Annotated in this window: 20 protein-coding genes; 14 read left to right on the top strand and 6 right to left on the bottom strand. The window is 71.1% G+C overall.

The window, feature by feature from the left end:
* Positions 1-192: 192 nt before the first annotated feature.
* Both KJS59_RS31770 and KJS59_RS13715 read left to right on the top strand, forming a co-directional pair.
* Positions 193-1,944: a carbohydrate-binding protein gene (locus tag KJS59_RS31770; protein ID WP_283775778.1), complete on the top strand. Its 1,752-nt coding sequence runs from the start codon at positions 193-195 to the stop codon at positions 1,942-1,944.
* A gap of 176 nt (positions 1,945-2,120) precedes the next feature.
* Positions 2,121-3,434: an MmgE/PrpD family protein gene (locus tag KJS59_RS13715; protein WP_213453248.1), complete on the top strand. Its 1,314-nt coding sequence runs from the start codon at positions 2,121-2,123 to the stop codon at positions 3,432-3,434.
* Here KJS59_RS13715 and KJS59_RS13710 read toward each other — a convergent pair whose 3' ends face one another.
* Together KJS59_RS13710 and KJS59_RS13705 are read right to left on the bottom strand one after the other, a co-directional pair.
* Entirely contained in the window at positions 3,435-4,340 is a 906-nt protein-coding gene (locus KJS59_RS13710; protein WP_213453247.1) for an NAD(P)-dependent oxidoreductase, read from the bottom strand.
* Positions 4,337-4,738, bottom strand: coding sequence for a carboxymuconolactone decarboxylase family protein (locus KJS59_RS13705; RefSeq protein ID WP_213453246.1), 402 nt, complete (start codon positions 4,736-4,738; stop codon positions 4,337-4,339). Before KJS59_RS13705 ends, KJS59_RS13710 begins: the two co-directional genes overlap by 4 nt.
* Before the next feature lie 104 nt (positions 4,739-4,842).
* Here KJS59_RS13705 and KJS59_RS13700 point away from each other — a divergent pair, with 104 nt between their 5' ends.
* The 12 genes from KJS59_RS13700 (at position 4,843) to KJS59_RS13645 (ending at position 17,507) form a co-directional block, all read left to right on the top strand.
* Positions 4,843-5,526 carry a GntR family transcriptional regulator gene (locus KJS59_RS13700; protein ID WP_213453245.1) on the top strand — a complete coding sequence of 228 codons (684 nt, stop codon included), beginning with the start codon at positions 4,843-4,845 and terminating at the stop codon, positions 5,524-5,526.
* The gene (locus KJS59_RS13695; protein ID WP_249714097.1) at positions 5,523-6,989 is read left to right on the top strand and encodes an aldehyde dehydrogenase; all 1,467 of its coding nucleotides are present in this window, start codon (positions 5,523-5,525) and stop codon (positions 6,987-6,989) included. Before KJS59_RS13700 ends, KJS59_RS13695 begins: the two co-directional genes overlap by 4 nt.
* A gap of 1 nt (position 6,990) precedes the next feature.
* Positions 6,991-7,983 (top strand): CoA transferase, encoded by a 993-nt coding sequence (locus tag KJS59_RS13690; RefSeq protein WP_213453244.1) that lies wholly within the window; start codon positions 6,991-6,993, stop codon positions 7,981-7,983.
* Between the two features lie 5 nt (positions 7,984-7,988).
* Positions 7,989-9,200 (top strand): CaiB/BaiF CoA transferase family protein, encoded by a 1,212-nt coding sequence (locus KJS59_RS13685; protein WP_249714101.1) that lies wholly within the window; start codon positions 7,989-7,991, stop codon positions 9,198-9,200.
* A complete protein-coding gene (locus tag KJS59_RS13680; RefSeq protein ID WP_213453242.1) occupies positions 9,197-10,573 on the top strand; it encodes an MmgE/PrpD family protein in 1,377 nt (458 codons plus the stop codon). Before KJS59_RS13685 ends, KJS59_RS13680 begins: the two co-directional genes overlap by 4 nt.
* Before the next feature lie 25 nt (positions 10,574-10,598).
* On the top strand, positions 10,599-11,462 hold the full coding sequence (locus KJS59_RS13675; protein ID WP_213453241.1) for an IclR family transcriptional regulator domain-containing protein: 864 nt from the start codon (positions 10,599-10,601) through the stop codon (positions 11,460-11,462).
* A gap of 275 nt (positions 11,463-11,737) precedes the next feature.
* Positions 11,738-12,871: a thiolase family protein gene (locus tag KJS59_RS13670; protein ID WP_213453240.1), complete on the top strand. Its 1,134-nt coding sequence runs from the start codon at positions 11,738-11,740 to the stop codon at positions 12,869-12,871.
* 48 nt (positions 12,872-12,919) lie between these two features.
* Positions 12,920-13,315 (top strand): Zn-ribbon domain-containing OB-fold protein, encoded by a 396-nt coding sequence (locus KJS59_RS13665; protein ID WP_213453239.1) that lies wholly within the window; start codon positions 12,920-12,922, stop codon positions 13,313-13,315.
* Complete coding sequence (locus KJS59_RS13660) at positions 13,312-14,061, top strand: enoyl-CoA hydratase/isomerase family protein (protein ID WP_213453238.1); 750 nt, start codon at positions 13,312-13,314, stop codon at positions 14,059-14,061. Before KJS59_RS13665 ends, KJS59_RS13660 begins: the two co-directional genes overlap by 4 nt.
* Positions 14,058-15,458, top strand: coding sequence for an MmgE/PrpD family protein (locus tag KJS59_RS13655; protein ID WP_213453237.1), 1,401 nt, complete (start codon positions 14,058-14,060; stop codon positions 15,456-15,458). Before KJS59_RS13660 ends, KJS59_RS13655 begins: the two co-directional genes overlap by 4 nt.
* Before the next feature lie 2 nt (positions 15,459-15,460).
* A complete protein-coding gene (locus tag KJS59_RS13650) occupies positions 15,461-16,240 on the top strand; it encodes an SDR family NAD(P)-dependent oxidoreductase (RefSeq protein ID WP_213453236.1) in 780 nt (259 codons plus the stop codon).
* A 13-nt stretch (positions 16,241-16,253) separates the two neighbouring features.
* Positions 16,254-17,507: an MFS transporter gene (locus KJS59_RS13645; protein ID WP_213453235.1), complete on the top strand. Its 1,254-nt coding sequence runs from the start codon at positions 16,254-16,256 to the stop codon at positions 17,505-17,507.
* Between the two features lie 526 nt (positions 17,508-18,033).
* Here the strand turns inward: KJS59_RS13645 and KJS59_RS13640 are convergent.
* From KJS59_RS13640 to KJS59_RS13625, 4 genes are all read right to left on the bottom strand, one after another.
* Positions 18,034-19,182: a Bug family tripartite tricarboxylate transporter substrate binding protein gene (locus KJS59_RS13640; protein WP_213453234.1), complete on the bottom strand. Its 1,149-nt coding sequence runs from the start codon at positions 19,180-19,182 to the stop codon at positions 18,034-18,036.
* A 52-nt stretch (positions 19,183-19,234) separates the two neighbouring features.
* On the bottom strand, positions 19,235-19,705 hold the full coding sequence (locus KJS59_RS13635; protein WP_213453233.1) for a tripartite tricarboxylate transporter TctB family protein: 471 nt from the start codon (positions 19,703-19,705) through the stop codon (positions 19,235-19,237).
* The gene (locus tag KJS59_RS13630) at positions 19,695-21,329 is read right to left on the bottom strand and encodes a tripartite tricarboxylate transporter permease (protein WP_213453232.1); all 1,635 of its coding nucleotides are present in this window, start codon (positions 21,327-21,329) and stop codon (positions 19,695-19,697) included. Before KJS59_RS13630 ends, KJS59_RS13635 begins: the two co-directional genes overlap by 11 nt.
* A gap of 122 nt (positions 21,330-21,451) precedes the next feature.
* Positions 21,452-22,249: an LLM class flavin-dependent oxidoreductase gene (locus tag KJS59_RS13625; RefSeq protein ID WP_213453231.1), complete on the bottom strand. Its 798-nt coding sequence runs from the start codon at positions 22,247-22,249 to the stop codon at positions 21,452-21,454.
* Between the last annotated feature and the right edge of the window lie 7 nt (positions 22,250-22,256).

The raw sequence follows: 22,256 nt of genomic DNA, 5'->3' as shown, positions 1-22,256 counted from the left end.
AACGTGCTCACCACCCCGACGCCGCCGCGCTGGCAGCGGTCGCCCCGAAGCCCGGCCTCACCCGCCACGCCCGTACAGCGAAACATGTACTTGTATCGCTGGAGTTCTCGGCCTAGCCTGAGGCGCCCGGAGATCGATCTCGCGGCCAGGGGGTCCAGGTTGCTCCTTTGCCGGGCATAGCGCGACCGGCCGGTGAACTCGGATCAGAGGAGAGACTTCATGGCAATGAAGCTATCCGGCACTACGTCCCGATTCAGGTCCCCGCTCATCGCCGCCGCCGCGGTGGTGGCAGTCGCGGGATCCCTCACGACAGTCCCTTCGTCGTCGGCGACCGCGTCGACGAAGGCCGGCAGTGTCGTGGTGGAGGTCAGACAGCAGCGGCAGACCATACGCGGCTTCGGCGGCATGAACCACCCATTGTGGATCGATGATCTGACGCCGGTCCAGCGTGACACGGCCTTCGACAACGGCCAGGGCGACCTGGGTCTGTCGATCCTGCGGATCCCCGTGCCCGAGGACCGCGCCGACTGGTCGCGCACCCTCGCGACGGCGCAGGCCGCGGCGGGCAAGGGTGCGCTGGTCATCGCGGCGCCGTGGAACCCGCCGGCCGACCTGGTCGAGACGTTCGAGAAGGCGCCGGAGCTCATCGGTAGCGTCTACGAGGCGGAGGCCGGGGTGCTCGTCAACGGCGTCACCGCGACCAGGGCTGCGGGCTTCAACGGCACGGGTTACGTCGAGTTTACGGCCGCCGCGGGGGCGAGCGTGCAATGGAACAACGTCGTCATCGGCTCGGCCGGTCTGAAGACGTTCGGGTTCCGTTACGCGCTGGCGAGCGGCACGCGGGCGATGGACCTCTACGTCAACGACAACCTCGTCGCGAGCGGCGTCGAGTTCGGGGCGACCGGCGGCGCGTCGACCTGGGGGGTGAAGCTCGTCCACGTGCAGATGACGCCGGGGATGAATGTCGTGCGGCTGGAAACCACCGGTGGCGGCGGGCCGAGCCTCGACAACATGACCGCCGCGCCGTACACGGACGCGACGCAGGCGAGGCGCGTCGCGCACGACAAGTACGCCGAGTACGCGGCGCACCTGAACGACTTCGTGGAGTACCTGCGCGCCAATGGTGTCGAGCTGTACGGCATCTCGGTCCAGAACGAGCCGGACTATGCGTTCGACTGGACCTGGTGGACTCCCGAGGAGATCGTGCGCTTCCTGCGCGACTATGCGGGCGTGATTTCGACGCGGGTCATCGCGCCCGAGTCGTTCCAGTACAAGAAGAACATGTCAGACCCGATCCTCAACGACCCCGGTGCGCTGGCCAACCTGGACATCCTCGGTACGCACCTGTACGGCACGCAGTACGCCGACTTCCGGTACCCCCTTTTCGAGGAGAAGGGCGCCGGCAAGGAACTGTGGATGACGGAGCTCTACACGCCGAATAGCGAGGCCGACTCGGCGCAGCGGTGGCCCGAGGCACTTCAGGTCGCGGAGAACATCCACCACGCGATGGCCGACGCGCAGTTCCAGGCGTACGTCTGGTGGTATATCCGCCGAAGCTACGGGCCCATCCTGGAGGATGGCACGATCAGCAAGCGCGGCTACATGATGGCCCACTACACGAAGTTCGTGCGGCCCGGAGACGTCCGCGTCGAGGCCACCAAGGAGGCGCAGCCTGGCGTGCTCACGTCCGCCTACCTGGGCGCGGACGGCAAGGTGACCGTCGTCGCGGTCAATACCAACACGACCGCCGTCGAGCAGCGAATCCATCTCGTGGGTACGAGCGTGTCGGCGATCGATTCATGGGTGACGGACGCGGACCGCAACCTCAAGAGGTTCCCGGCCCCGAGGGTGACGGGTAATCACTTCACGGCGTCCCTTCCGGCGCAGAGCGTGAAGACGTTCGTGCTGCAGACCCGGCTACCGGCGGGGCATCTTCCCGGCTGAGCGCGACGGTTTAGCCCTCGGGCCTGGTCGCTGCGTTGACCACGCCCGAGGGGCTAACGACACGCGTCCAATCAGTGGACCGCGGGCCCCCACCCGGCGATCCGGGGCCTATCGCCTGTGCGCTAAGTGGTCTAGCGTGCACGCAGTGACCAGTGCTGCCCGGCGAGAGGATTCCAGTGGACCCCACCACGCGCCGCATTGTCGATTTCGCGCTCGGGTTGAGCTTCGCCGACCTTCCGGACGAGGTGGTCCGGGAGGCATCGATGCGGGTGTTCGACACGGTCGGGTGCGCGCTCGCGACCCGCGACGCCGAGCCGGTTCGGATCACGCTCGCGACCCTCGGCGCCGGCGGCGACGGTCGGGTGATCGGCCGGCCTGACCTGCGGCTGCCGCCGGATGCGGCGGCGTTCGTCAACACCACCATGATCCGCTACCTCGACTTCAACGACTGGGCCCCCAACGGGCACCCGAGCGACGTCGTTGGCGCGTTCCTGGCGCTGGCCGACCGGCCCGGCGTCGACGGGCGGCGCCTCGTCACCGCGACGGTCGCGGCCTACGAGGTCTTCATCGGCCTCACCGAAGCGTCGAAGTTGCCGCGGCTGGGCTGGGACCAGGGCTTCGCGCTCGGCATCGCCGCGGTCGCCGGGATCGGTAACCTTCTCGGGATCGACGCCGCCGCGGTGGGCAACGCGGTCGGCATCATGGCGGCGGCCGGAATACCGACCGGCGCTTCGCGCTCCGGCGAGCTGTCGATGTGGAAGGGCTGCGCCACCGCGTACGCGACGCGCAACGCGGTCTTCGCCACCCTGCTCGCCCGGGCGGGGCTGACCGGGCCGCCGGCCGCGTTCGAGGGCCGGCGCGGGATCTTCCCGCTCGTCACCGGCGGGTTCGAGCTGGCACTGGGGCCGGCGGCCACCGGCCGCGACTACCGGATCCGGCGCACCGCGATCAAGCCGTGGCCCGCCTGCTACCACGCGCAGGCACCGATCGAGGCCGCGGTCCGGCTGCGCGAGCGGGTGCCGGTCAACGAGTTGGAAAGGATCGAGGTCGGCACCTACCAGGAGGCGTGGCGCAGCATCGCGAGCGAGCAGGAGAAGTGGGACCCGCGTACCCGCGAGACCGCCGACCACAGCCTGCCCTACATGGTGGCCCGGGCACTCGTCGATGGTTCGATCACTGTGGACTCGTTCGCTCCGGGGTCCTATCTGGATGACTCGCTGCGGCCGCTGTTGGGGCGGATCGCCGCCCACGCCGACGAGGCGGCGACGGCCGCCTACCCGGACCGCATCGTGGCGCGGATCGTCGCCCGTGACCGGGCCGGCCGGGTCCACGAGGTGGAGGTCACCAATCCGACCGGCCACCCGGCCAACCCGATGTCACCGGAGCGGCTCGACGCGAAGGTACGTGGGATCGCCGGCGACGCCGCGGCCGGCTGGGCGGACGTGGCGAGCGCCGGCGCCCTGGGCGACCTGCTCGACGCGACCTTCTGATCAGGACGCGGGGTCGTGCGCGAGCCGGGTGGCGGCGAGGTCCTCCAGCCACCGCACCAGCACCATCTGGTCGGAGCCGGCCGGCACCTGCCCCTTGGCCAGTTCCCAGACGCTGGTCACGAGGCCACCCAGCAGGTAGGGCGCACCGGCCTCGCGCGCGATGCCGGCCGCGATGGCGAGGTCCTTGACCATCAGGTCGAGCGCGAACCCGGACGCGTACGTTCCGGAGAGGACGAACTGGGCGATTTTCGTGCGGGTCGCGTGGTTCATGCCGGTGGACGAGTTGAGCACGTCGAGCATCGTCTCTGGCGCCAGCCCGTACCTGCGGCCGACCAGCAGGGTCTCGGCGGCGAGCAGCAGTCCGGCGGCCGACATCACGTTGTTCAGCGCCTTCATCGCGTGGCCCGCACCGACCGGACCGACGCGGAACGTCTCGCGCCCCATCGCCGCGAACAGCGGCGCGCACCGGTTGACCGCGGCGGCGTCGCCACCGGCCAGGATGCACAGGTCGCCGCTCTCGGCCCGTACCACGCCGCCGGAGACGGGGGCGTCGACCAGGTCGTAGCCGGCGGCGGCGACCACTCCGGCGAGCTCGACCGTTTCGTGCGGTGCCGACGAGCTCATGTCGACCAGCAGTCGGCCGGTGCGGGTGCCGGCGGCGGCGAGGCCGGCCTCGACCGCGGCCCGCACGGCCTTCCCATTGGGCAGCATGGTCACGACGATGTCGGCGCCGGTGAACAGCTTGCCGATGTCGCCGGCCGCCGTCGCGCCGTGCTCGGCCGCGAACCGGGCGCTCACGTCGCCCCGCAGGTCGAAGACTGTCAGCGCCAGGCCGGCCGCGGCGAGGTGACGCGCCATGGGCCACCCCATGTTGCCCAGCCCGACGAACCCGACGGCGTCGGTCATGCCGTCGCCGCCGCTTCCAACTCGGCCGCCACCTCGGCGAGGGCCTTCGTCGAGACGCGGAAGCCTTCGACGCCGGCCGGCACGCCCGCGTAGATGGTCGCCTGAAGGAGGACCTCTTTGATCTCGTCGGGCGTGCACCCGTTGCGCCGGGCGCCCTTGACGTGGAGCTCCAGCTCGTGCGGGCGGTTGAGCGCCACCATCATCGCGATGTTGAGCAGGCTGCGGGTCTGCTTCGGCAGCCCGTCGCGGGTCCAGACGGTGCCCCAGCAGTATTCGGTGACCAGCGCCTGAAACTCGCGGTTGAACTCGGTCGCGCGGGCGAGGGCGGCCTCGACGTAGGCGTCGCCCAGCACCTCGCGGCGCACCTCGCGGCCGGCTTCGAATCGTTCGGTCGTCATGGGCAGCCCTCCTGTCGTTCCGCCGGGCCGGTCCCGGCCGGCGGTTGACAGGATTGTATGACGGCCATACCGTACGTCAAGATAGCGCTGACGAGGAGGAACGCATGGTCGATGCCTCGCTGAGGGTGGAGGCCAAGGCGACGCCGGTGCGCTCGCAGGTGGTCGCCAAGCTGCGCCGGGCGATCATCGAGCAGCGGTTCACGACCGGCAGCCGCCTGCGGGAAAAGGAGCTGTGCGAGCTGACCGGGGTCAGCCGTACGTCGGTGCGCGAGGCGCTGTGCCACCTGGAGGCGGAGAACCTCGTCGAGCTCATCCCCAACCGTGGGCCGATCGTGGCCCGGGTGACCCGGGAGGATGCCCGCGAGGTCTACGAGGTGCGCGTCGCCCTCGAAGGGCTGGCCGGGCGGCGCTTCGCGATGCACGCCACCGAGGAGCACGTCGCGGCGCTGCGGGCGGTGGTCGCCGCCCTGCGCGACGACGTCGCTGCGGGCCGCGCCGCCGACCTGGTCGCGCACAAGGACCGCTTCTACGCCACGCTCTTCGCCGGTGCGCGCAACAGCGTCGCGGCGAAGATGACCGACACGCTGCGGGCGCGGGTGACCCTGCTGCGCGGCCGGACGCTGTCGCACCCCGGTCGGGCCGAGGAGACGATCCGCGAGATCGAGGCGATCGTCGAGGCGGTCGCCGCCCGCGACCCCGACCGCGCCGAGGCGGCGTGCAAGGCCCATGTCGAGGCGGCCGCCGCGCTCGCGCTGCAGCTGCTCCCGGCCGAAGGAGGACGACCGTGAACGCCAGCTACGAGATGTACCTGGGCGGCCGGTGGACGCCCGCCGCGTCCGGGGAGCGGTTCGAGTGCCTCAACCCCTACTCCGGGAAGGCCTGGGCGGAGGTGCCCGCAGCCGGCGGCGCCGATGTCGACCGGGCGGTCGACGCGGCCCGCGCCGCGCTTGACGGGCCCTGGGGGCGGCTGACCGGCTTCGATCGGGCCCGGCTGATGCGGCGCCTGGCCGCGATCGTCGAGCGCGACGCCGAGGAACTGGCCGTCATCGAGTCGACCGGCAACGGCAAGCTGCTGCGGGAGTCGCAGGCTCAGATGGCGAGCCTCGCCGGCTGGCTCTACTACTTCGCGGGCATCGCCGACAAGCTCCAGGGCGAGACGATCCCGGCCGACAAGCCCAACTTCTTCCTCTACACCCGGCGCGAGCCGGTGGGCGTGGTCGCGGCGATCGTGCCGTGGAACTCGCCGCTCGTGCTGGCGATGTGGAAGCTCGCGCCCGCGCTCGCCGCCGGCTGCACCTTCGTCCTCAAGCCCTCCGACTACACGCCCGTGTCGGCGCTGGAGTTCGCCAAGCGGTTCGAGGAGGCCGGCTTCCCGCCCGGCGTGCTCAACGTGGTGACCGCCAACTCGCCGGAGCCGAGCCGGGCGCTGGTCGAGCACCCCGGCGTCGACAAGGTGGCGTTCACTGGATCGACGCGGGTCGGCATCGCGGTCGCGCGGAGCGCCGCGGGCCACCTCGCCCGCACGACGCTGGAGCTGGGCGGCAAGTCCGCGCAGATCGTCTTCGACGACGCCGACCTGCCGTCCGCGGTCAACGGCGTCATCGCCGGCATCTTCGCGGCGAGCGGCCAGACCTGCATCGCCGGCTCCCGGCTGCTCGTACACCGGCCGATCCACGACGCGATGGTCGCGGCCATCGCCGAGCGGGGCCGCGCGATCCGGCTCGGCGACCCGCTGTCGATCGAGACCGACATGGGGCCGATGGCCAACAAGGCCCAGTACGCGACCGTGCGCGGCTTCATCGGGCGGGCGGTCGCCGACGGCGCCACCGCGGTGCTCGACGGCGACGACCGCGGGCTGGGCGGGCTATTCATCGGGCCGACGATGCTGACCGGCGTGCGGCCCGAGATGGAGATCGCCCGCGAGGAGGTTTTCGGCCCGGTGCTCGCGGTCCTGCCGTTCGACGACGAGCAGGAGGCGGTCCGGCTGGCCAACGACTCCGCCTACGGCCTCGGCGCGGGCGTCTGGACGCGCGACATCCAGCGGGCGCACCGCGTCGCCCACCGGGTCCGTGCCGGCACGGTCTGGGTCAACACCTACCGCACCGTCGCGCCGTTCGCGCCCTTCGGCGGCTACGGCGCCAGCGGCTGGGGCCGGGAGAGCGGTGCCGACGCGGTCCGCGACTACACCGAGGTCAAGACCGTGTGGCTGGAACTCGAAGGTGCCGTCCGCGACCCGTTGGTGGTGGGCTGAGATGCGCGTCGTCGAGCTCGGCAGCCACCCCGCGACCGGCTACTGTGGACTACTGCTGGCCGGGCTCGGCGCCACGGTCAGCAAGGTGGCCGTCGGCCCCGCATACGCCGACGATGTCGCCCTGCCCGGCGGCGCCGGCGCCCGCGCGGCCTACCTCGACCAGGGCAAGAGCATGGTGGCCACCGACCAGGCCGACGCGCTCCTCGCCGGGGCCGACGTCGTGCTCGCCGGCCTCCCCGAGGCCGACCTCGCCGCGCGTGGTTGGGCACCGGAGGCGCTACGCGCCGCCCATCCGGACCTCGTCGTCGCCGTGGCCACGTCGGTCGAGCCGGGCACACCGGGGCGCGACCTCCAGGCGCAGGCGTCGAGCGGGCTCATGTACGTCATCGGCGAACCCGACCGGCCCCCGCTGCGGCTGCCCGGGCCGCAGGCCGACTACACCGCCGGTCTCGCCCTGCTGACCGCCACGATGTTCGCGCTGGTTCGCCGGGCCGGCGCGGGTGGCGGCGCGGTCGTCGCCACCACCGGCACCCGGGCGACGGCGTTCCTCGACTGGAAGAGCCAGATCTACCACGAGGACGAGGGCCGAGTGCTGCGCCGCGGCTCCGACAGCGGGCCGCTCGTGCTGCGCTGTGCCGACGGCTTCGTCGGCTTCTACTACCGGCCCGAGGAGTGGCCGGCGGTCAAGCGGTTCGTCGGCGACGACCGGCTCGACGACGAGCGCTTCGCGACCCAGCGTGGTCGCGACACCGACCGCGCCGACCTCCGCGCCATCCTTGAGGAGTTCACCGCAGCGCGCGACAAGGCCGAGATTTACCACGCCGGCCAGGCTGCGGGCATCCCGGTCGGCGCCGTGTGGGACACCGCCGAGCTGCTCACCGATCCCCAGAACGCGGCACGCGACCTCTTCGCCACGGCCGACGTGCCGGGTGCCGGCGCGGTGCGCTACCCGCGGCTGCCATGGACCATCGACGGCGAAAGGACCACGGCGTGACCGGCATGCTCGACGGGCTGCACATCCTCGACCTCTCCGGCATCACGGCCGGCGGCCGCACCACGCAGATCATGGCTGACTACGGCGCCGAGGTGATCAAGCTGGAGGGGCCGCGCCGGCCCGATCCGTTCCGCCACTGGACCGTGGTGACCGGCTCCACCGGCTTCGGCGACCTCGGCAACCCGGCCTTCCGGGTGGTCAACCGCAACAAGCGCGGCGTGGCGGTCGACCTGAAGCACCCCGACAGCCGCGACATCGTCCGCCGGCTGGTGGAGCGCACCGACGTCGTCGTGGAGAACTTCCGGCGCGGGGTGCTTGACCGGCTCGGCCTCGGATACGCGACGCTGCGCGAGTGGAATCCCCGGGTCGTGCTGCTGTCGCTGTCGAGCCAGGGCGGCACCGGCCCGGAGAGAGGCTACGTCTCGTTCGGCAGCACGCTGGAGGCGCTCGGCGGGCTGATGTCGATGACCGGCTACGACGAGACCACGCCGACCTGGTCGACCAACAAGGTCAACTACCCGGACCAGATCGTCTCGGTCCTCGCGCCCGGACTCGCCGCCTGGGGGCACCTGCGCAGCCGGGAGACCGGGCAGGGCTGCTGGATCGACCTGTCGCAGCGCGAGACGGTCACGTCGATGCTGGGGGAGTGGCTGCTGGCCACCTCGGCGACCGGCGCGGCCCCGACACCGACCGCAAACCGCGGGCCCGACGGCACGGACTTCTGCGTCCCGTGCGCCGGCGAAGACGAGTGGGTTGCCATCTCGCTCGGCGACGATCGCCATTGGGCGGCCTCAGCGGCCGTCGTCGGAGTCACCGACGACCGGTTCGGCGACGCGGCCGGCCGGCGTGCCGGCTACGCCGAGGTGGAGAAGCTACTGGCCGTCTGGGCCGCCGGCCGCGACGGCGACGAGGCGGCCTCGCGGCTGGCGGCGGCCGGTGTCCCGGCGGCCAAGGTGGCCAAGGCCCACGAGCTGGTGGACCGGTTCGCGGCGGCGGGCGTCGACTTCTACATCCCGGTGGGGACCCCGGACGGCGGCAGCGAGCGCCAGATCAGCTGGGCGTTCGACGTCACCCCCGACGGCGGGCCGGCGGTGCGGCGGCGGGCGCCGCACGTCGGCGAGCACACCCGCGAGGTCCTGGGCGAGCTCGGATACGCACCGGTCGAGGTCGACGACCTGTTCGCCCGCGGTGTCGTCGCCGACCGGGTGGTCGCATGACGACCGCCACCCGGACGTGGACGGCGACCGTCGCGCGGTTCGTCGCCGACACCACTGTCGACGCGCTCCCCGACGCGCTGGTCGCGGCCGCGAAGGTGCCGATCATCGACACGCTCGGCGTGGTGGCGGCCGGCGTCGCCGACCACGCCGGCGCGTCCGTGCTGCGCTACGCGGGCGTCGCCGACCCGTGGTCAGCCGCGCTGCCGCCCGAGGCGGCCGCGCTGGTCACCTCGACCCTGGCCCACGCGCTCGACTTCGACGACGTGCTGCCCGGCGCCGGCCACCCGAGCGCGCCGGTGCTGAGCGCGATCCTCGCGGTCGCCCGTGGTGCGGCGCCGCTGAGCGGCCGGCGGCTCATCGAGGCCTACGTGGTCGGCGTCGAGGTGATGCGGACCCTCTCGCGGGCGGTCGGCCACGCGCACTACCGCCATGGCTGGCACACCACGAGCACGATCGGTGGCTTCGCGGCGGCCGCCGCCGCGGCCAAGGTACTCGGGCTCGACGCCGCCCGGGTGGCCACGGCGCTGGGCATCGCCGCCAGCACCGCCGGCGGGCTGCAACGCAACTTCGGCACCGGGACCAAGCCGCTGCACAGCGGCTTCGCGGCCCGCAACGGGGTCACGGCGGCGTTGCTCGCCCGCACCGGCTTCACCGCGGCCACCGACATCCTCGAAGGCCCGCGCGGCTTCCTCGACGTCTACGGGATCGGCGCCAGCCGCCCGGCGGAGATCGAGCGGCTCGGCAACCCGTACGCCCTGCTGGATCCCGGGATCTCGCTCAAGAAGTACGCCTGCGCCTTCGAGCTCTACCGCGGCATGGACGCGGTCCTCGAACTGCGGGCCGCGCACCGGGTCGAGCCGGCGCGGCTGCGTGCGCTGCGCTGCACCGTGCCGCCCGGCACGCTGGGCCCGCTGATCAACCGCTGGCCCGACGACGGCGCCGAGGCCAGGTTCAGCCTGGAGTACGGACTCGCGGTCGCGCTGGTCGACGGCGACATTTCGATCGCCACGTTCGAGGACGCCGGGCCCCGACGCCCAGAGCTGCGCGCGGTACTGCCGGCCATCCGCATCGTCGAGGACGTGCGCGTGCGGCCGGAGGATCCGGAGGGCGTCAACAGCAGCGCCTCGTCGGGCGGCTTCGTCGAGGTTGCGGCCGAGCTCACCGACGGCACCAACCGGGTCGCGACGGTGCACCACGCGCGCGGCATGCCGGCGCGGCCGCTGTCCGACGCCGAGGTCGACGCCAAGTTCCGTGCCTGCCTGGCCGCTGGCGGTTCGCCCCCGGAGGCGACGAATGCCCTGCTCAGGCGCCTTCGCGAGGTTGAGCGGGAGGACGACATCATAGCCCTGCTCCGCGACCCCGAGCGGGCGTGACAGATGAGATATCGTGCTGTCCATCATGGCGGACACCGAACGTGACGACGCAGAGTTCGAGGGCGACCTCGCCGGTGACGGCGCTGGCGCGGAGGACTCTCCTACCAAGCTCGTCCGGTCGCTCCAGCGGGGCCTCACCGTCATCAAGAGCTTCTCCCGCGGCGACCGGATGATGACGGTCTCCGAGATCGCGCGCCGGGCCAACCTGAGCCGCGCGACCACGCGGCGGCTACTGCTGACGCTGGAAGACTATGGCTACGTCCGGTCCGAGGAGGGCAGGTTCGGACTGCGCCCCGCCGTCCTCGAACTCGGGTCGGCCTACTTCTCCTCCCAGCTCCAGTGGCACAGCGCCGCCCCGGTGATGGAGCACCTCGGCACCAAGGTCAACGAGAACTGCCTCGCCGGCGTCCTGGACGACGAGAGCGTCATCTGCGTCGCCCGGACGTCCCACCGGCTGGTGACCGTCGGCGTCTACGTCGGCCAGCGCATCCCGGCCTACACCTCGTCGATGGGCCGGGTGCTGCTCGCCGACCTACCACCCGCCGAGCTTGACGCCTATCTGGAGCGGGCTGTCCTGACCCCGATCACGCCCAAGACGATGACCGGCAAGGTCGCGCTCCGCGCCGAACTCGACGCGGTCCGGCAGCGGGGCTGGTCGCTGGTCGAAGACGAGGTTGACGAGGGGCTCCTGGGCATCGCCGCGCCGATCTATGACGTGCGCGGCACCGCGGTCGCGGCCCTCAACATCTCGGCACACGGCGGTCGGGTGTCGCGGGAGCGGGCGGTCAGCGACCTGCTGCCGCCGTTACTGGCCGCCGCCCAGGAGATCAGCCTGCTGTTCGGCTACTCCCGAGGCGAGGTCCGCACACCGCGTACCGCGGAGGCCTGACCAGCACCACCCTGCATCGGGGTCGGCTCCCTTGCCAGCACGGATCTGCACCGCGACGGCGGCGCCTTCGTGCGCTCTTCCAGGTGGGCACCTGGTGAACTATCGTGCGTGAGGTGAACGCAATCGGGATTCAGCTCCGCGCATCCCGCTGCCGACCGCGATCTGGGAGTAGCGCGACCGTGTTTGACAGCCCTGTTGCCTCACCCTAGACTGTTCACCTAGTGGTCGGTTGTGCACGTGGCGACCAACGATGTCGAGCTCTGAGGAGGACCGCGGTGAGTCGAGTGGCGATCATCGGCGTGGGAACGACGCCCTTCGGCGCCTACTACAAAGACCGCGACGCGACGCGCTCGGACTACGACCTCGCCGCGCTCGCCTTCGCCGAAGCGCTCGATGACGCCGGTATCGCCAAGGACGAGATTGACGGGCTGCTCACCGCGCGCCTCTCGTCGTACAACCGGATGGCCGACATGCTCGGGCTGCGCCGGCCGTCGTTTGTCAACGGGTTCGAGGCTGCCGGGCGGATGAGCGCCGTCGCGCTGCAGACCGCGGTCGCCGTGATCGAGGCCGGCCTCGCCACGACGGTCGCCCTGATCTACGGCAACAACGGCCGATCCGCCGGCGCCCGCTACGGCGGCGACGCCTACGCCTCGCCGACCGCCCCGTTCGACGCCGCCTACGGCATGACCTCGCCGGGCGCCTACGTCGCGATGATGTACCAGCGCTACCAGGAGCTCTACCAGGTCCCGGAGGGTGCGCTCGCCCCGCTCGCGATCACCAACCGGGCCAACGCCGCGCTCAACCCCAACGCCGTCATGCGCACGCCGATCACCGAGGAGGCCTACCTCGCCGGCCGGTTCGTCGCGGAGCCGCTGCGCCTGTTCGACTACTGCCTGATCAACGACGGCGGGGTCGCGCTGATCGTCACCACCGAGGAGCGGGCCCGCAAGCTCGGCCGTCCGGTCGTCACCATCGAGGCGACCGCCGCATGCGGCGATCTGACCAACTACTACACGAGCCGCGACTTCTTCTTCGAGCCGGCGGAGACGGTGGCCCGGCGGGTCTACAAGCGGGCCGGCATCACCACCGCCCAGGTCGACGTCGCGCAGATCTACGACAACTTCACCCCGACGATCCTCTTCTCGCTCGAGGGCTTTGGCTTCGCCGAGCGGGGACGGTCGTGGGAGTGGGTGCGCGACGGCCGCATTGCCCGGGGCGGGGAGTTGCCGATCAACACCAGTGGCGGACACACCTCGGAGAGCTACATGCAGGGCTGGGCGCTGCACGTCGAGGCGGTCCGGCAGTTGCGCGGCGAGGCGGGGGAGCGGCAGGTCTCCGGGGCCGAGGTCGCGCAGTACATCTGCGTGTCGCCGATCGTCAGCTCGCACATCTTCCGGCGGCGTGACTGAACCGCCGCCCCCCGCCGGACCATCCCGAAAGGACGTTGAGCCATCCCGATGACGATCGTCGACGATGCCGCCTACTGGCAACGGTGTGCGGCCGGAGAGTTTGCCCTGCAACGCTGCGCGTCCTGCCGGACCTGGCGGTACCCCCCGTCGCCGCTGTGCCCCAACTGCCTCGGCCGCGAGTTCGCGTGGGAGCTTCCGTCCGGGCGGGGCACGGTCTGGTCGTGGATCCGGATGCACCAGCGCTACTTCCCGGCCGACGCCTTCGACCTGCCCTACGAGGTGGCGTTCGTCGAGCTCGACGAGGGCCCGTTCATGATCGCCGGCTTCGCTGCCGGCACGGCGGCCCCGCCGCCGATCGGCACCCGGGTCGCGGTGGTCTTCCAGTCCAACAAGCGCGGGGACCAGCAGCTGCCGGTGTTCCGATCGATCGAGGTGAATCAATGAGCGCCGACCTGGTCCTGGGTGAGCGACGCGATGGGTTCGCGGTCGTCACCCTCAACCGCCCCGAGAAGCGCAACGCCATCACGATCGCGCTCGCCGACCGGTTCCGGGCCGTGCTCGCCGACCTCGAGGACGTGCCCGTGATCGTGTTGACCGGGGCCGGCGACCGGTCGTTCAGCGCCGGCATGGACCTCAACGAGCGCGCCGAGCCGGGCACCTGGCGCAAGACGGTCGGCGCCGAGCGCGGCACGTTCTGGCTCGAGGCGGTCGAGGTGATGCGCCGCCACCCCGCCATGTTCATCGCCGCCGTCAACGGCTTCGCCGTCGGCGGTGGGCTCACTCTCGTCAACAACAGCGAGCTCGCCATTGCCGCCGACACCGCCCAGTTCGGCATGCCGGAGCTCGGCTTCGGCGCGTTCCCCGCCCTCGCCGGCCCGTCCACCGCCCGGCGGATCCTGCCCAAGCACATGGCGCAGCTGATGTTCACCGCCAAGCGCGTTGACGCGGAGACCGCGCTGCGGTGGGGCATCGTCAACGAGGTCGTGCCGGCCGCGACGCTGATGGAGCGGGCCACCGAGCTCGCCGCCGGCATCGCGGCCCGCGACGCCGTCGCCGTCGCGTTCTGCAAGAAGGCGCTGCGCGAGATGGAACTCATGCCGTGGAGCGAGGCACTCGACTACGGCACGCTCGTGTCCAACACCGTCAAGAACATCAAGGCCGCGCGTCACGAAGGAGCTAGCGCATCATGACGGACTCCCTGACGGAGAAGGTCGCCCGCTTCGCCATCGACACCAAACCGGGTGACATCGACGACGAGCTGCGCAAGCTCGCGATCCGCCCGATCATCGACACCATCGGCGTCATCGCAGCCGGCAGCTCCGGACCAGCGGGGAGCACGATCCTGCACTACGGCACGGACGCCGCGATGCCCGGCAGCACGGCCGGTCTCACCTGGTACGGCGCGCCGCAGGACGCCCCGCCCGAGACCAAGGCGCTGATCGCCTCCACGCTCGCCCACGGGCTCGACTACGACGACGAGATGTCCGGCGTCGGGCACCCCAGCGCGATGACGCTGACCGCGCTGCTCGCGCTGCCCCGTTCCGAGCCGTTGGCGGGCACCCAGCTCCTGGAGGCGTACGTCATCGGCTTCGAGGTCATCGCCAAGGTCGCCCGCTCGATCGGCCCCAAGCACTACAAGCTCGGCTGGCACACAACGCTGACCGGCGGTGGCTTCGGCGCCGCGATGGCGGCCAGTCGCCTCCTCGGCCTCGACATGGCGACCGCCCGGATCGCGCTCGGCATCGTGGCGACGCTCGCCGGCGGCCTGCAACGCAACTTCGGCACGATGACCAAGCCGCTGCACAGCGGCCTCGCGGCCCGCAACGGCGTCATGGCGGCGCAGCTCGCCGCGGTCGGCTTCACCGCCAACGACATGATCCTCGACGGACCCAAGGGCTTCCTCGACATCTACGGCGCGGGCGCGAGCCGGCCCGAGGCGATCGACACGCTCGGCTCGCCGTGGGCGCTGCAGAAGCCGGGCGTGTCGCTCAAGAAGTACCCGTGCTGCTACGCTACCCACCGCGTCATCGACTCGATCCTCGCCATCCAGGCCGAGCACGACGTGTCGCCCGACGACCTCGCGAAGATCGAGATCGTGGCACCGACCGACGCGACCATCCCGCTCATCCACAAGGACCCGCGCACCGGCCTCCAGGGCAAGTTCAGCATGCAGTACGTGTCGTCGGCCGCGTTCCTCGACCGTAAGGTGACGCTCGACTCGTTCAGCGACGAGAACGTCAGTCGCCCCGGAGTGCGCGCCATCATGTCCAAGGTGGACGTCCGCGAGGACCCGAAGAACCGGCCCGAGGACCCGACCGCCGCCAACAGCAGCTCCGGCACCGGCGGGTTCTTCGATGTCACCGTCCACACGCGATCGGGGCAGTCCTATCATCAGCAGCGCCACTACCCGACCGGGTCGCCGAAGCACCCACTGTCCTGGGAGGACAGCCAGGCCAAGTTCCGCGACTGCCTTCGCGCCGGCGGTCGCGACGAGGTGGCCGGCATGATGGTCTTCGACGAGCTGGCCGAGATCGAACGGGTTCCCGACGTGCACGCGCTACTGGCCCGGCTCGGGACGGGGCGCTGAGCATGCGCTTCACGGTCGACGGCCGGGTCGCGCTGGTGACCGGCGCCGGGCGCAACCTGGGGCGGGCGATCGCGATCGCCCTGGCCGCCAACGGGGCGATGGTGGTCTGCGCCTACCAGCGTGATGAGGCGGCGGCGGAGGGTGTCGTCAAGGAGATCACTTCCGCCGGTGGGACGGCCCGCGCCCACCACCTCGACGTGGCCGACCTGCCGGGGATGAAGGCCGACGTGGCCTCGATCGGCGATGTCGACATCCTGGTCAACAACGCCGCCACGCGGCCGCGTACGAAGATCAAGGACGTCACGCCGGAGGAGTGGGACCGGGTCCACGCCACCAACCTGCGCGGCCCGTTCTTCCTCGCCCAGGCCGTGCTCGGCCACATGGTCGAGCAGGGTTGGGGCCGGGTCATCAACATCGGCGGCATCGACGCCTACAAGGGCAGCGTCCAGCGACCCCACGTGGTCTCGTCGAAGCTGGGCCTGGTCGGGCTCAGCCGCGCGCTGGCCAACGAGACGGCGCGGTTCGGCGTCACTGTCAACACCGTGGTGCCGGGGCTCATCGACACCCCGCGCTACAACCACGGCTCCGACGACATCGCCAGAATCTGGGAGGAGGGCCTCAAGGACATCCCCGTGGCCCGGCTGGGCACGGCGGACGACGTGGCGGCCGCCTGCCTCTTCCTCGCGTCCGAGCAGGCCGGCTACGTCACCGGACAGGAGCTGCTGGTGACCGGTGGGGCGCACCCGCTCGTGCGCCACCGTGCCCGGGAGAGCGACTACTGACGAGGGGGGCTCAGTGGCGGAGGCGGTGGTCGAAAGGCCCGGAAAGGGCGAAGACGATCCGCCCCGGGCCACCTGGCGGTTACTCGTCGATCCACAGTATGGTCCGTTCTTCTACGGCAAGCTGCTCTCCAGCGCCGGTATGTGGGTCAACAACGTCGTCAGCGCGATCGTGGCCTACCAGCTCTCCGGCTCCGCCTTTGTCGTCGGTCTGGTGTCGGTGGCGCAGTTCCTGCCGCAGACGCTGTTGGCGCCGCTGTCCGGCGCGATGGCCGACCGCGGCGACCGGCGCCGGCAGCTGATCACCGGGCGGATCGTGGCCGCGACCGGGTCGACCGTCGTCGGCACCTGGATCCTGCTCGTCGGCGTCGAGAACCTGCCCAACGTGCTGCCCGTGCTGGTAGCGGCGCTGGTGGTGGGCTTCGGTTTCACCATCGGGCATCCGGCGATGCACTCGCTCGTGCCCTCGCTGGTGAAGCCGTCCGAACTGCCGGCGGCGATCGCGTTGGGCAACGCGCCGTTCACGATCGCCCGGGCCGGCGGCCCGGCGGTCGGCGCGCTCGTCGCGACGTCGCTCGGCCCCGGGTACGGGTTCCTGCTTGCGGCGGCCGGTAACCTCGCGTTCGCGGCGCTGCTGGTGCCGATGAAGGTCGGCCGCCGGGTCGGCCCGCGCAAGCCCCGCGATGCGAGTAGCACGGTGCGGGCCGGGTTCGCCTACGTGCGCCGCGACCCGTCGATCCTCCTGCTGCTGCTCGGCGTGGCCGCCATCAGCTTCGGCACCGACCCGGTGCTCACCCTGAGCCCGTCGATTGCGGCGGCAAGCGGGTCCGGCTCCCACGCGGTGGGCATGCTGGTCTCGTCCTTCGGCGTCGGCGCCGGCCTGGGCCTTACGCTGACCCGCCCGGTACAGGGCGCGATCGGCATCGCCCGCGCCTGCGCCGCCGGCCTCGTGGTGCTGGCCGCCGGCAACCTCAGCGCCGCGGCCAGCTGGTCGCTGCCGACGGCGGCGGGCTCGTTCCTCGTCGCCGGGATCGGGATGTCGATCGCGCTGTCGAGCTTCAGCACCCAGCTCCAGCTGCGGCTGACCGACGGGTTCCGCGGCCGCGTGATGGCCTTGTGGATCGTCGCGTTCCAGGGCACGCGACCGCTGGCCGCGCTGATGAGCGGCAGTCTGGCCGACGTGAGCTCGGCGACGGTGTCGCTGGTGACCGTCGCTGGGCTGATCACCGTGGCCGCGTTCTTCTGCCGCCCGTCCCGCATTGGCGGTTAGCGCCTGTTTCGGATGGGCACGGTCGGCCGCGCCGGCCCCGGACGACGACCGGCGGCGTTGCCGGACCGTCCGGATACAACACCGGTATCCGGACAACCCGGCGCCTTGCCGGATCACCACCTGGGCCTCGCCGCGGCTCGACCGACCCGTCCGAAACAGGCGCCAGCGCCGGCATCCGCCGGCGCCCGGCGCCACGTGACCGGGTTCAGGACGATGCAAGCTCGTACCCGTTGTCTGCGTGTTGGCAGCGGTGACGATCGGCCGCGGCGGCGCGGTGGACTCCCGCGCCAGCCAGCACACCGCCCCATCCCGCCTGGTGCCGCATCCGCCAGGCCGCATGGTTGCCGTGCCGTCCTCGGCCGCGGGCCGCGGTGGCCGGCACGGCTGGCGAGGCCGCGTGCGGCTGGGCGCGACCGCGTTCGAGCTGGGCGTGGGCGGGTGCGGGTTGGCGACCGCGTGCGGGTTGGGCACTGACAGGCGGCGGCCCGGAAAGCCGCCGCTTCCCGGGCCGCCGCGCGTCGGCGCGTCAGAGCTTGATGTCGAACTTCGTCTTCAGGAAGTCCTTGATCCACTGCACGACCTGCGGCTCGGGGTTGAGCACCGCCTGCAGGGCCGGCTGAATCTCGTCGCCGGTATTGGGCTCGTTGCCGCCGACGGCGGCCTCCAGGCCCTTCGTGAACTCCGGGTCGGCGATGGACTTGGCGATCGCGTCCTTCAGGGCCGTCTTGGCCTCCTCCGGTGCGTCGTTGAAGATCCACAGCACGTTGGCCAGGGCGCGGCTCGCGATGATCGCCTTGTAGGCCCGGAAGGCCAGGCTGTCCGGCGGATCGGTGCCGTGCAGCTGCTTGTAGACCTCGGGTACCGACGGCACGTCGGGGATGAGCTTGTCGCGGGCGAACGTACCGTCGGGGTTCATCGGGCCGTAGGAGTAGATCGGGGCAATCTCGCCGCTCGCGATCTGGTCCTTGAACTCGCGCAGGTAGGACTGCGTGGAGTCGGAGTGGAGGTCCACCTCGCCCTGCTGAATGGCGACCACGAGTGCCTGGTTGCTCTCGTACCCGAAGACGGGCTTGTAGTTGATCCCGAGCATCTCGAGCGCGACCACGTTCGGCAGGTCCGTGCCGGAGGCGGAGGTGCCGCCGAAGACCGGGACCCGCGGGCCGCCGACCAGGTCCGCGGGCGACTTGATGCCGCCGCTCTTGGTGTTGCTCATGACCAGCGCGTTGCCGCCGAACGCGATCAGCGGCTCGTAATTCTTGTAGTCGAAGTGCTTCTGCGGGTGGCCGAGGAGCTGGATCAGGTTGGTGCCGTTGCCGTTGATGAACAGCTCGGTGCCGTCGTGCTTGCGCTTCTGCGCGTACTCGTTGGCGCCGACGAGCTGGTTGCCGCCGGTGATGTTATCGATGACGACCTTGGGGTTGCCCTCGAGGTGTTTGGTGAGGAACAGGGCGAGGAACCGGCCCGCGGTGTCGACCGTGCCGCCGGCGTCGGTCGGGACGATCATGTGGATGGTCTTGCCCTTGTAGTAGGCGTCGGCGCTCCCCGAGCCGTTACCAGACGTGCCGCCACACGCTGCGGCCGTGATGAGCAGCGCCCCGGTGGCGGCCGCCGCCACCGGGCGGAAGACCCGTCGGTGGGCGGTCCCTCCTCGCCGGAGGTCGTGAGTGAGTCGCATGGCACTCCTTGGGGTGTGTGGTGCTGTCGTGTGTCGAGGTCGGGAAGCCCTGTTATTCGAAGATCCCGGGCGGCAGGACGAACGGGAGATAGCGGGAGAAGAGGTAGAGCACGGCGACCGTGCCGACCACGCTCGCGAGGGTCGCGAGCCAGCCGACCTTCGCCTGTGTGCGCAGGAAGAGCCCGAGCCACACCGGGCTCGCGATGAGGGCGCCGAACACGATGACGAGGACGACATAGCCGACCAGCCAGGCGAGCCAGTAGAGGGCCGACCTGACGTCCGTCTCGAACTCCTGGTTACGTTCGCGGTCGGCCTGGGCGGCCGCCCCGTTCGCCCGGGCGCCGCGGACCGCGCCGATCCCGTCGAGGACGATGTTGACGACGGCGAGGATGACGCCGGCGATCGCGACAAAGAGGGGGAGCCAGCGTCCGCCGGGGGTGAAGCTGGTGGCTTCGATCGCGGCGTACGCGAAGACCGCGACGATGAGGGCGTCGAACGTCAGCTTGACGGCCTTAGTGACCACGGGTCTTGTCCTCCTGTGGCTGGTCGTGCCGGTCGGTGCGCGGTGCGGGCGTGCCGGCGTCGGTCATCTGCGCCGCCGTCGCGCCCGCCTCCTCGTCGACCGCCGCCACGCGGTGGACGACGCCGCTCTCGATCGCCGCGGACGGCTTCATCCGGATGGCGACGACGACGCTGAGTACGATCAGCGCGCCGATGGCGAGCACGCCCGGGCGGGTGAGCCAGCCGCCGCCGTAGCGGGTGACCGAGATCGTGAGGTAGCGCTCGGCGGGCTCGCCGAGGACGAAGCCGATGAGCACCGCGGCCCGCGACCAGGCGAACTGCTTGAGGGCCCAGCCGAGCGCACCGATCACGAGCAGCACGACGATGTCGAGCGGGTCCCGGGACGACTGGTAGGCGGCGACGACGATCAGGATGAACAGGAACGGCGTGAGGATCCGCGGCGGCAGCTGACTGATCCGCACCATGTAGCGTGCCAGGCCCAGGCAGATGATGGCCGAGACGACGTTGGCGAGCACCAGCGTCCAGACCACGACGAGCACGACGGTGTTGCCCTCGGGGCTCTGCACGAGCCCGGGACCGGTCTCGATGCCGAGGAGGAAGAAACCTGCCAGGAGTACGGCCATGCCGCCGCTGCCCGGGATGCCGAACAGGAGAGTGGGCATGAGCGCGCCGCCCTCGCGCGAGTTGGCCGCCGACTCCGGTGCGATGACGCCGCGGATGTCGCCCTTGCCGAACTTGCTCTTGTCGCGCGAGAACTGGATCGCGGTGCCGTAGAGGATCCAGTCGACGACGCCGCCGCCGAGCCCGGGGATCGCGCCGAGGACCACGCCGATCGCCGACGAGCGGAGCACGATCCAACGGTGGCGGATCGCGTCCCGGATGCCGGCGATCAGCTGCCCACGGGTGTCGGTCTTCTCCCGCAGCGCCCGGTGCCTGAACGCCGGGTCGCGCGAGATGAGCATGTCGATGAACTCGGGGATGCCGAACAGGCCCATCGCGATGATGCTGATGTTGAGGCCGTCCCAGAGGTAGAGGCTGCCGAACGTGTAGCGGTAGTCGGTGCCGACCAACGAGGTGCCGATCGTGCTCAGCAGCAGGCCGAGCGCGCCGGCACAGACGCCCTTGGCTGCCGACCCGCGGGAGAGGACGCCGACCATGCTGATACCGAGCAGCGTGAACATCAGCAGCTCGGGCGATTGGAGCGCGAGCACGAGCGGTCGGGCGACCGGGATGATGAGGAACAGGCAGATACCGCCGATGATGCCGCCCACCGCCGAACTGAAAAAGACGGTGCCGAGCGTGCGGGTGCCCTTGCCCTGCTTCGCGAGGGGATAACCATCCATGATGGTCGCGGCGGCTGCGGACGAACCCGGGATGCCGAGCAGCACCGCCGGGAACGAGTCGGACATCGTGTTGACGGCGAGGATCCCGACGAGGAGCGCGGCTCCCGAGTAGGGGTCCATGCCGTAGATGAACGGGAACATGATCGTCATGCCGACGATGCCGCCGAGGCCCGGGAGCAGGCCGACGACCATTCCCAACAGGATGCCGATGAACAGCCACATGAGGCGGCCGGGTTCGAGGATCAACCCGAACGCGTGGACGGCGTCGTTCAGTAAACCCATGTCGGCGTAGGTCCGTCCTGTGCGCCAAGTGGTCAGTAGTGCATTAGGTGCACACCTTAGGGATGCCGAATCAGCCCGTCAAGATGTCCGGCAGATCACATGACGATTACACTGACGACCATCTATGGGAGGAGATTGCGCAGCGTGGCGAGGGTGCGCGCGTCGGTCCGCGGCGACCGCAGGACCGCATCGTCGAAGCCCAGATCGGCCAGGCGCGCGAGCCGATCCGCCGCCTTCCGGGGCGAGCACCGCAGAGTGAACCCGTCGTCGCCGTCGTCGCCGACCACGTCGAGGTCGGTCTCGATGGTGGTGAGCACGGCGCGCCGGCCGCCGGCGGCACGGAAGCGGGCGAGCACCTCAACGAGCGGGCGCCCCTTCTTCGCCGACCCGATCCACCCGTCGAACTCGGTCGCGGCCCGCTTGATACCGCGCCGGCCGCCCCAGGCGCCGAGCAGCACCGGCGGGCGTTCCCGGGTGGAGTCCCAGCCGACGATCCGAGGCGGCCCGCCAGCGTAGACCCGGTCGAGAATCTCGAGCCCGTGGTCGAGCAGCGTGAACCGCTCCTCGAAGTCGACGCCGCACGCCGCGAAGTCGGCCGCCGTGGAACCCGCGCCGACGCCCAGGGCGAACCGGCCGCCGCAGACCAGCTGGGTCGACATGACGCGGTGAGCCAGGTCGACGGGGGAGCGCAGCGGCACCTGGAGGACGCACGTACCGAGCACCGGCCGCGCGGTGACGGCGGCGGCGACACTCAGGACGGTGAGCGGGTCGACCGACGCGTATGGGCGGCCGATCGAGTCGTTGGCCCAGATGCCGTCGAAACCGGCCTCCTCCAGCCGGCGCGCGGCGTCCGCCAGGCTCTCCGAGCGCAGGCTGCCGCCGTCGTCGTCCTTGGTGGGCATCATCATTCCGAGCCGCATTCGGCCA

Source organism: Rhizomonospora bruguierae (assembly GCF_018397995.1).
GTDB classification, from domain to species: Bacteria; Actinomycetota; Actinomycetes; order Mycobacteriales; family Micromonosporaceae; genus Rhizomonospora; species Rhizomonospora bruguierae.
Note: the sequence above shows the minus strand (reverse complement) of the source record. Positions and strands in the feature narration are given on the sequence as shown.

Bases quoted from the DNA above. Each gene is read 5' to 3' on its own strand.
- KJS59_RS13710 (WP_213453247.1), bottom strand. From the start codon at position 4,340: ATGACCGACGCCGTCGGGTTCGTCGGGCTGGGCAACATGGGGTGGCCC.
- KJS59_RS13630 (WP_213453232.1), bottom strand. From the start codon at position 21,329: ATGGGTTTACTGAACGACGCCGTCCACGCGTTCGGGTTGATCCTCGAA.
- KJS59_RS13685 (WP_249714101.1), top strand. From the start codon at position 7,989: ATGCTCGACGGGCTGCACATCCTCGACCTCTCCGGCATCACGGCCGGC.
- KJS59_RS13680 (WP_213453242.1), top strand. From the start codon at position 9,197: ATGACGACCGCCACCCGGACGTGGACGGCGACCGTCGCGCGGTTCGTC.
- KJS59_RS13705 (WP_213453246.1), bottom strand. From the start codon at position 4,738: ATGACGACCGAACGATTCGAAGCCGGCCGCGAGGTGCGCCGCGAGGTG.
- KJS59_RS13665 (WP_213453239.1), top strand. From the start codon at position 12,920: ATGACGATCGTCGACGATGCCGCCTACTGGCAACGGTGTGCGGCCGGA.
- KJS59_RS13640 (WP_213453234.1), bottom strand. From the start codon at position 19,182: ATGCGACTCACTCACGACCTCCGGCGAGGAGGGACCGCCCACCGACGG.
- KJS59_RS13655 (WP_213453237.1), top strand. From the start codon at position 14,058: ATGACGGACTCCCTGACGGAGAAGGTCGCCCGCTTCGCCATCGACACC.
- KJS59_RS13700 (WP_213453245.1), top strand. From the start codon at position 4,843: ATGGTCGATGCCTCGCTGAGGGTGGAGGCCAAGGCGACGCCGGTGCGC.
- KJS59_RS13690 (WP_213453244.1), top strand. From the start codon at position 6,991: ATGCGCGTCGTCGAGCTCGGCAGCCACCCCGCGACCGGCTACTGTGGA.
- KJS59_RS13625 (WP_213453231.1), bottom strand. From the start codon at position 22,249: ATGCGGCTCGGAATGATGATGCCCACCAAGGACGACGACGGCGGCAGC.
- KJS59_RS13650 (WP_213453236.1), top strand. From the start codon at position 15,461: ATGCGCTTCACGGTCGACGGCCGGGTCGCGCTGGTGACCGGCGCCGGG.
- KJS59_RS13660 (WP_213453238.1), top strand. From the start codon at position 13,312: ATGAGCGCCGACCTGGTCCTGGGTGAGCGACGCGATGGGTTCGCGGTC.
- KJS59_RS13675 (WP_213453241.1), top strand. From the start codon at position 10,599: ATGGCGGACACCGAACGTGACGACGCAGAGTTCGAGGGCGACCTCGCC.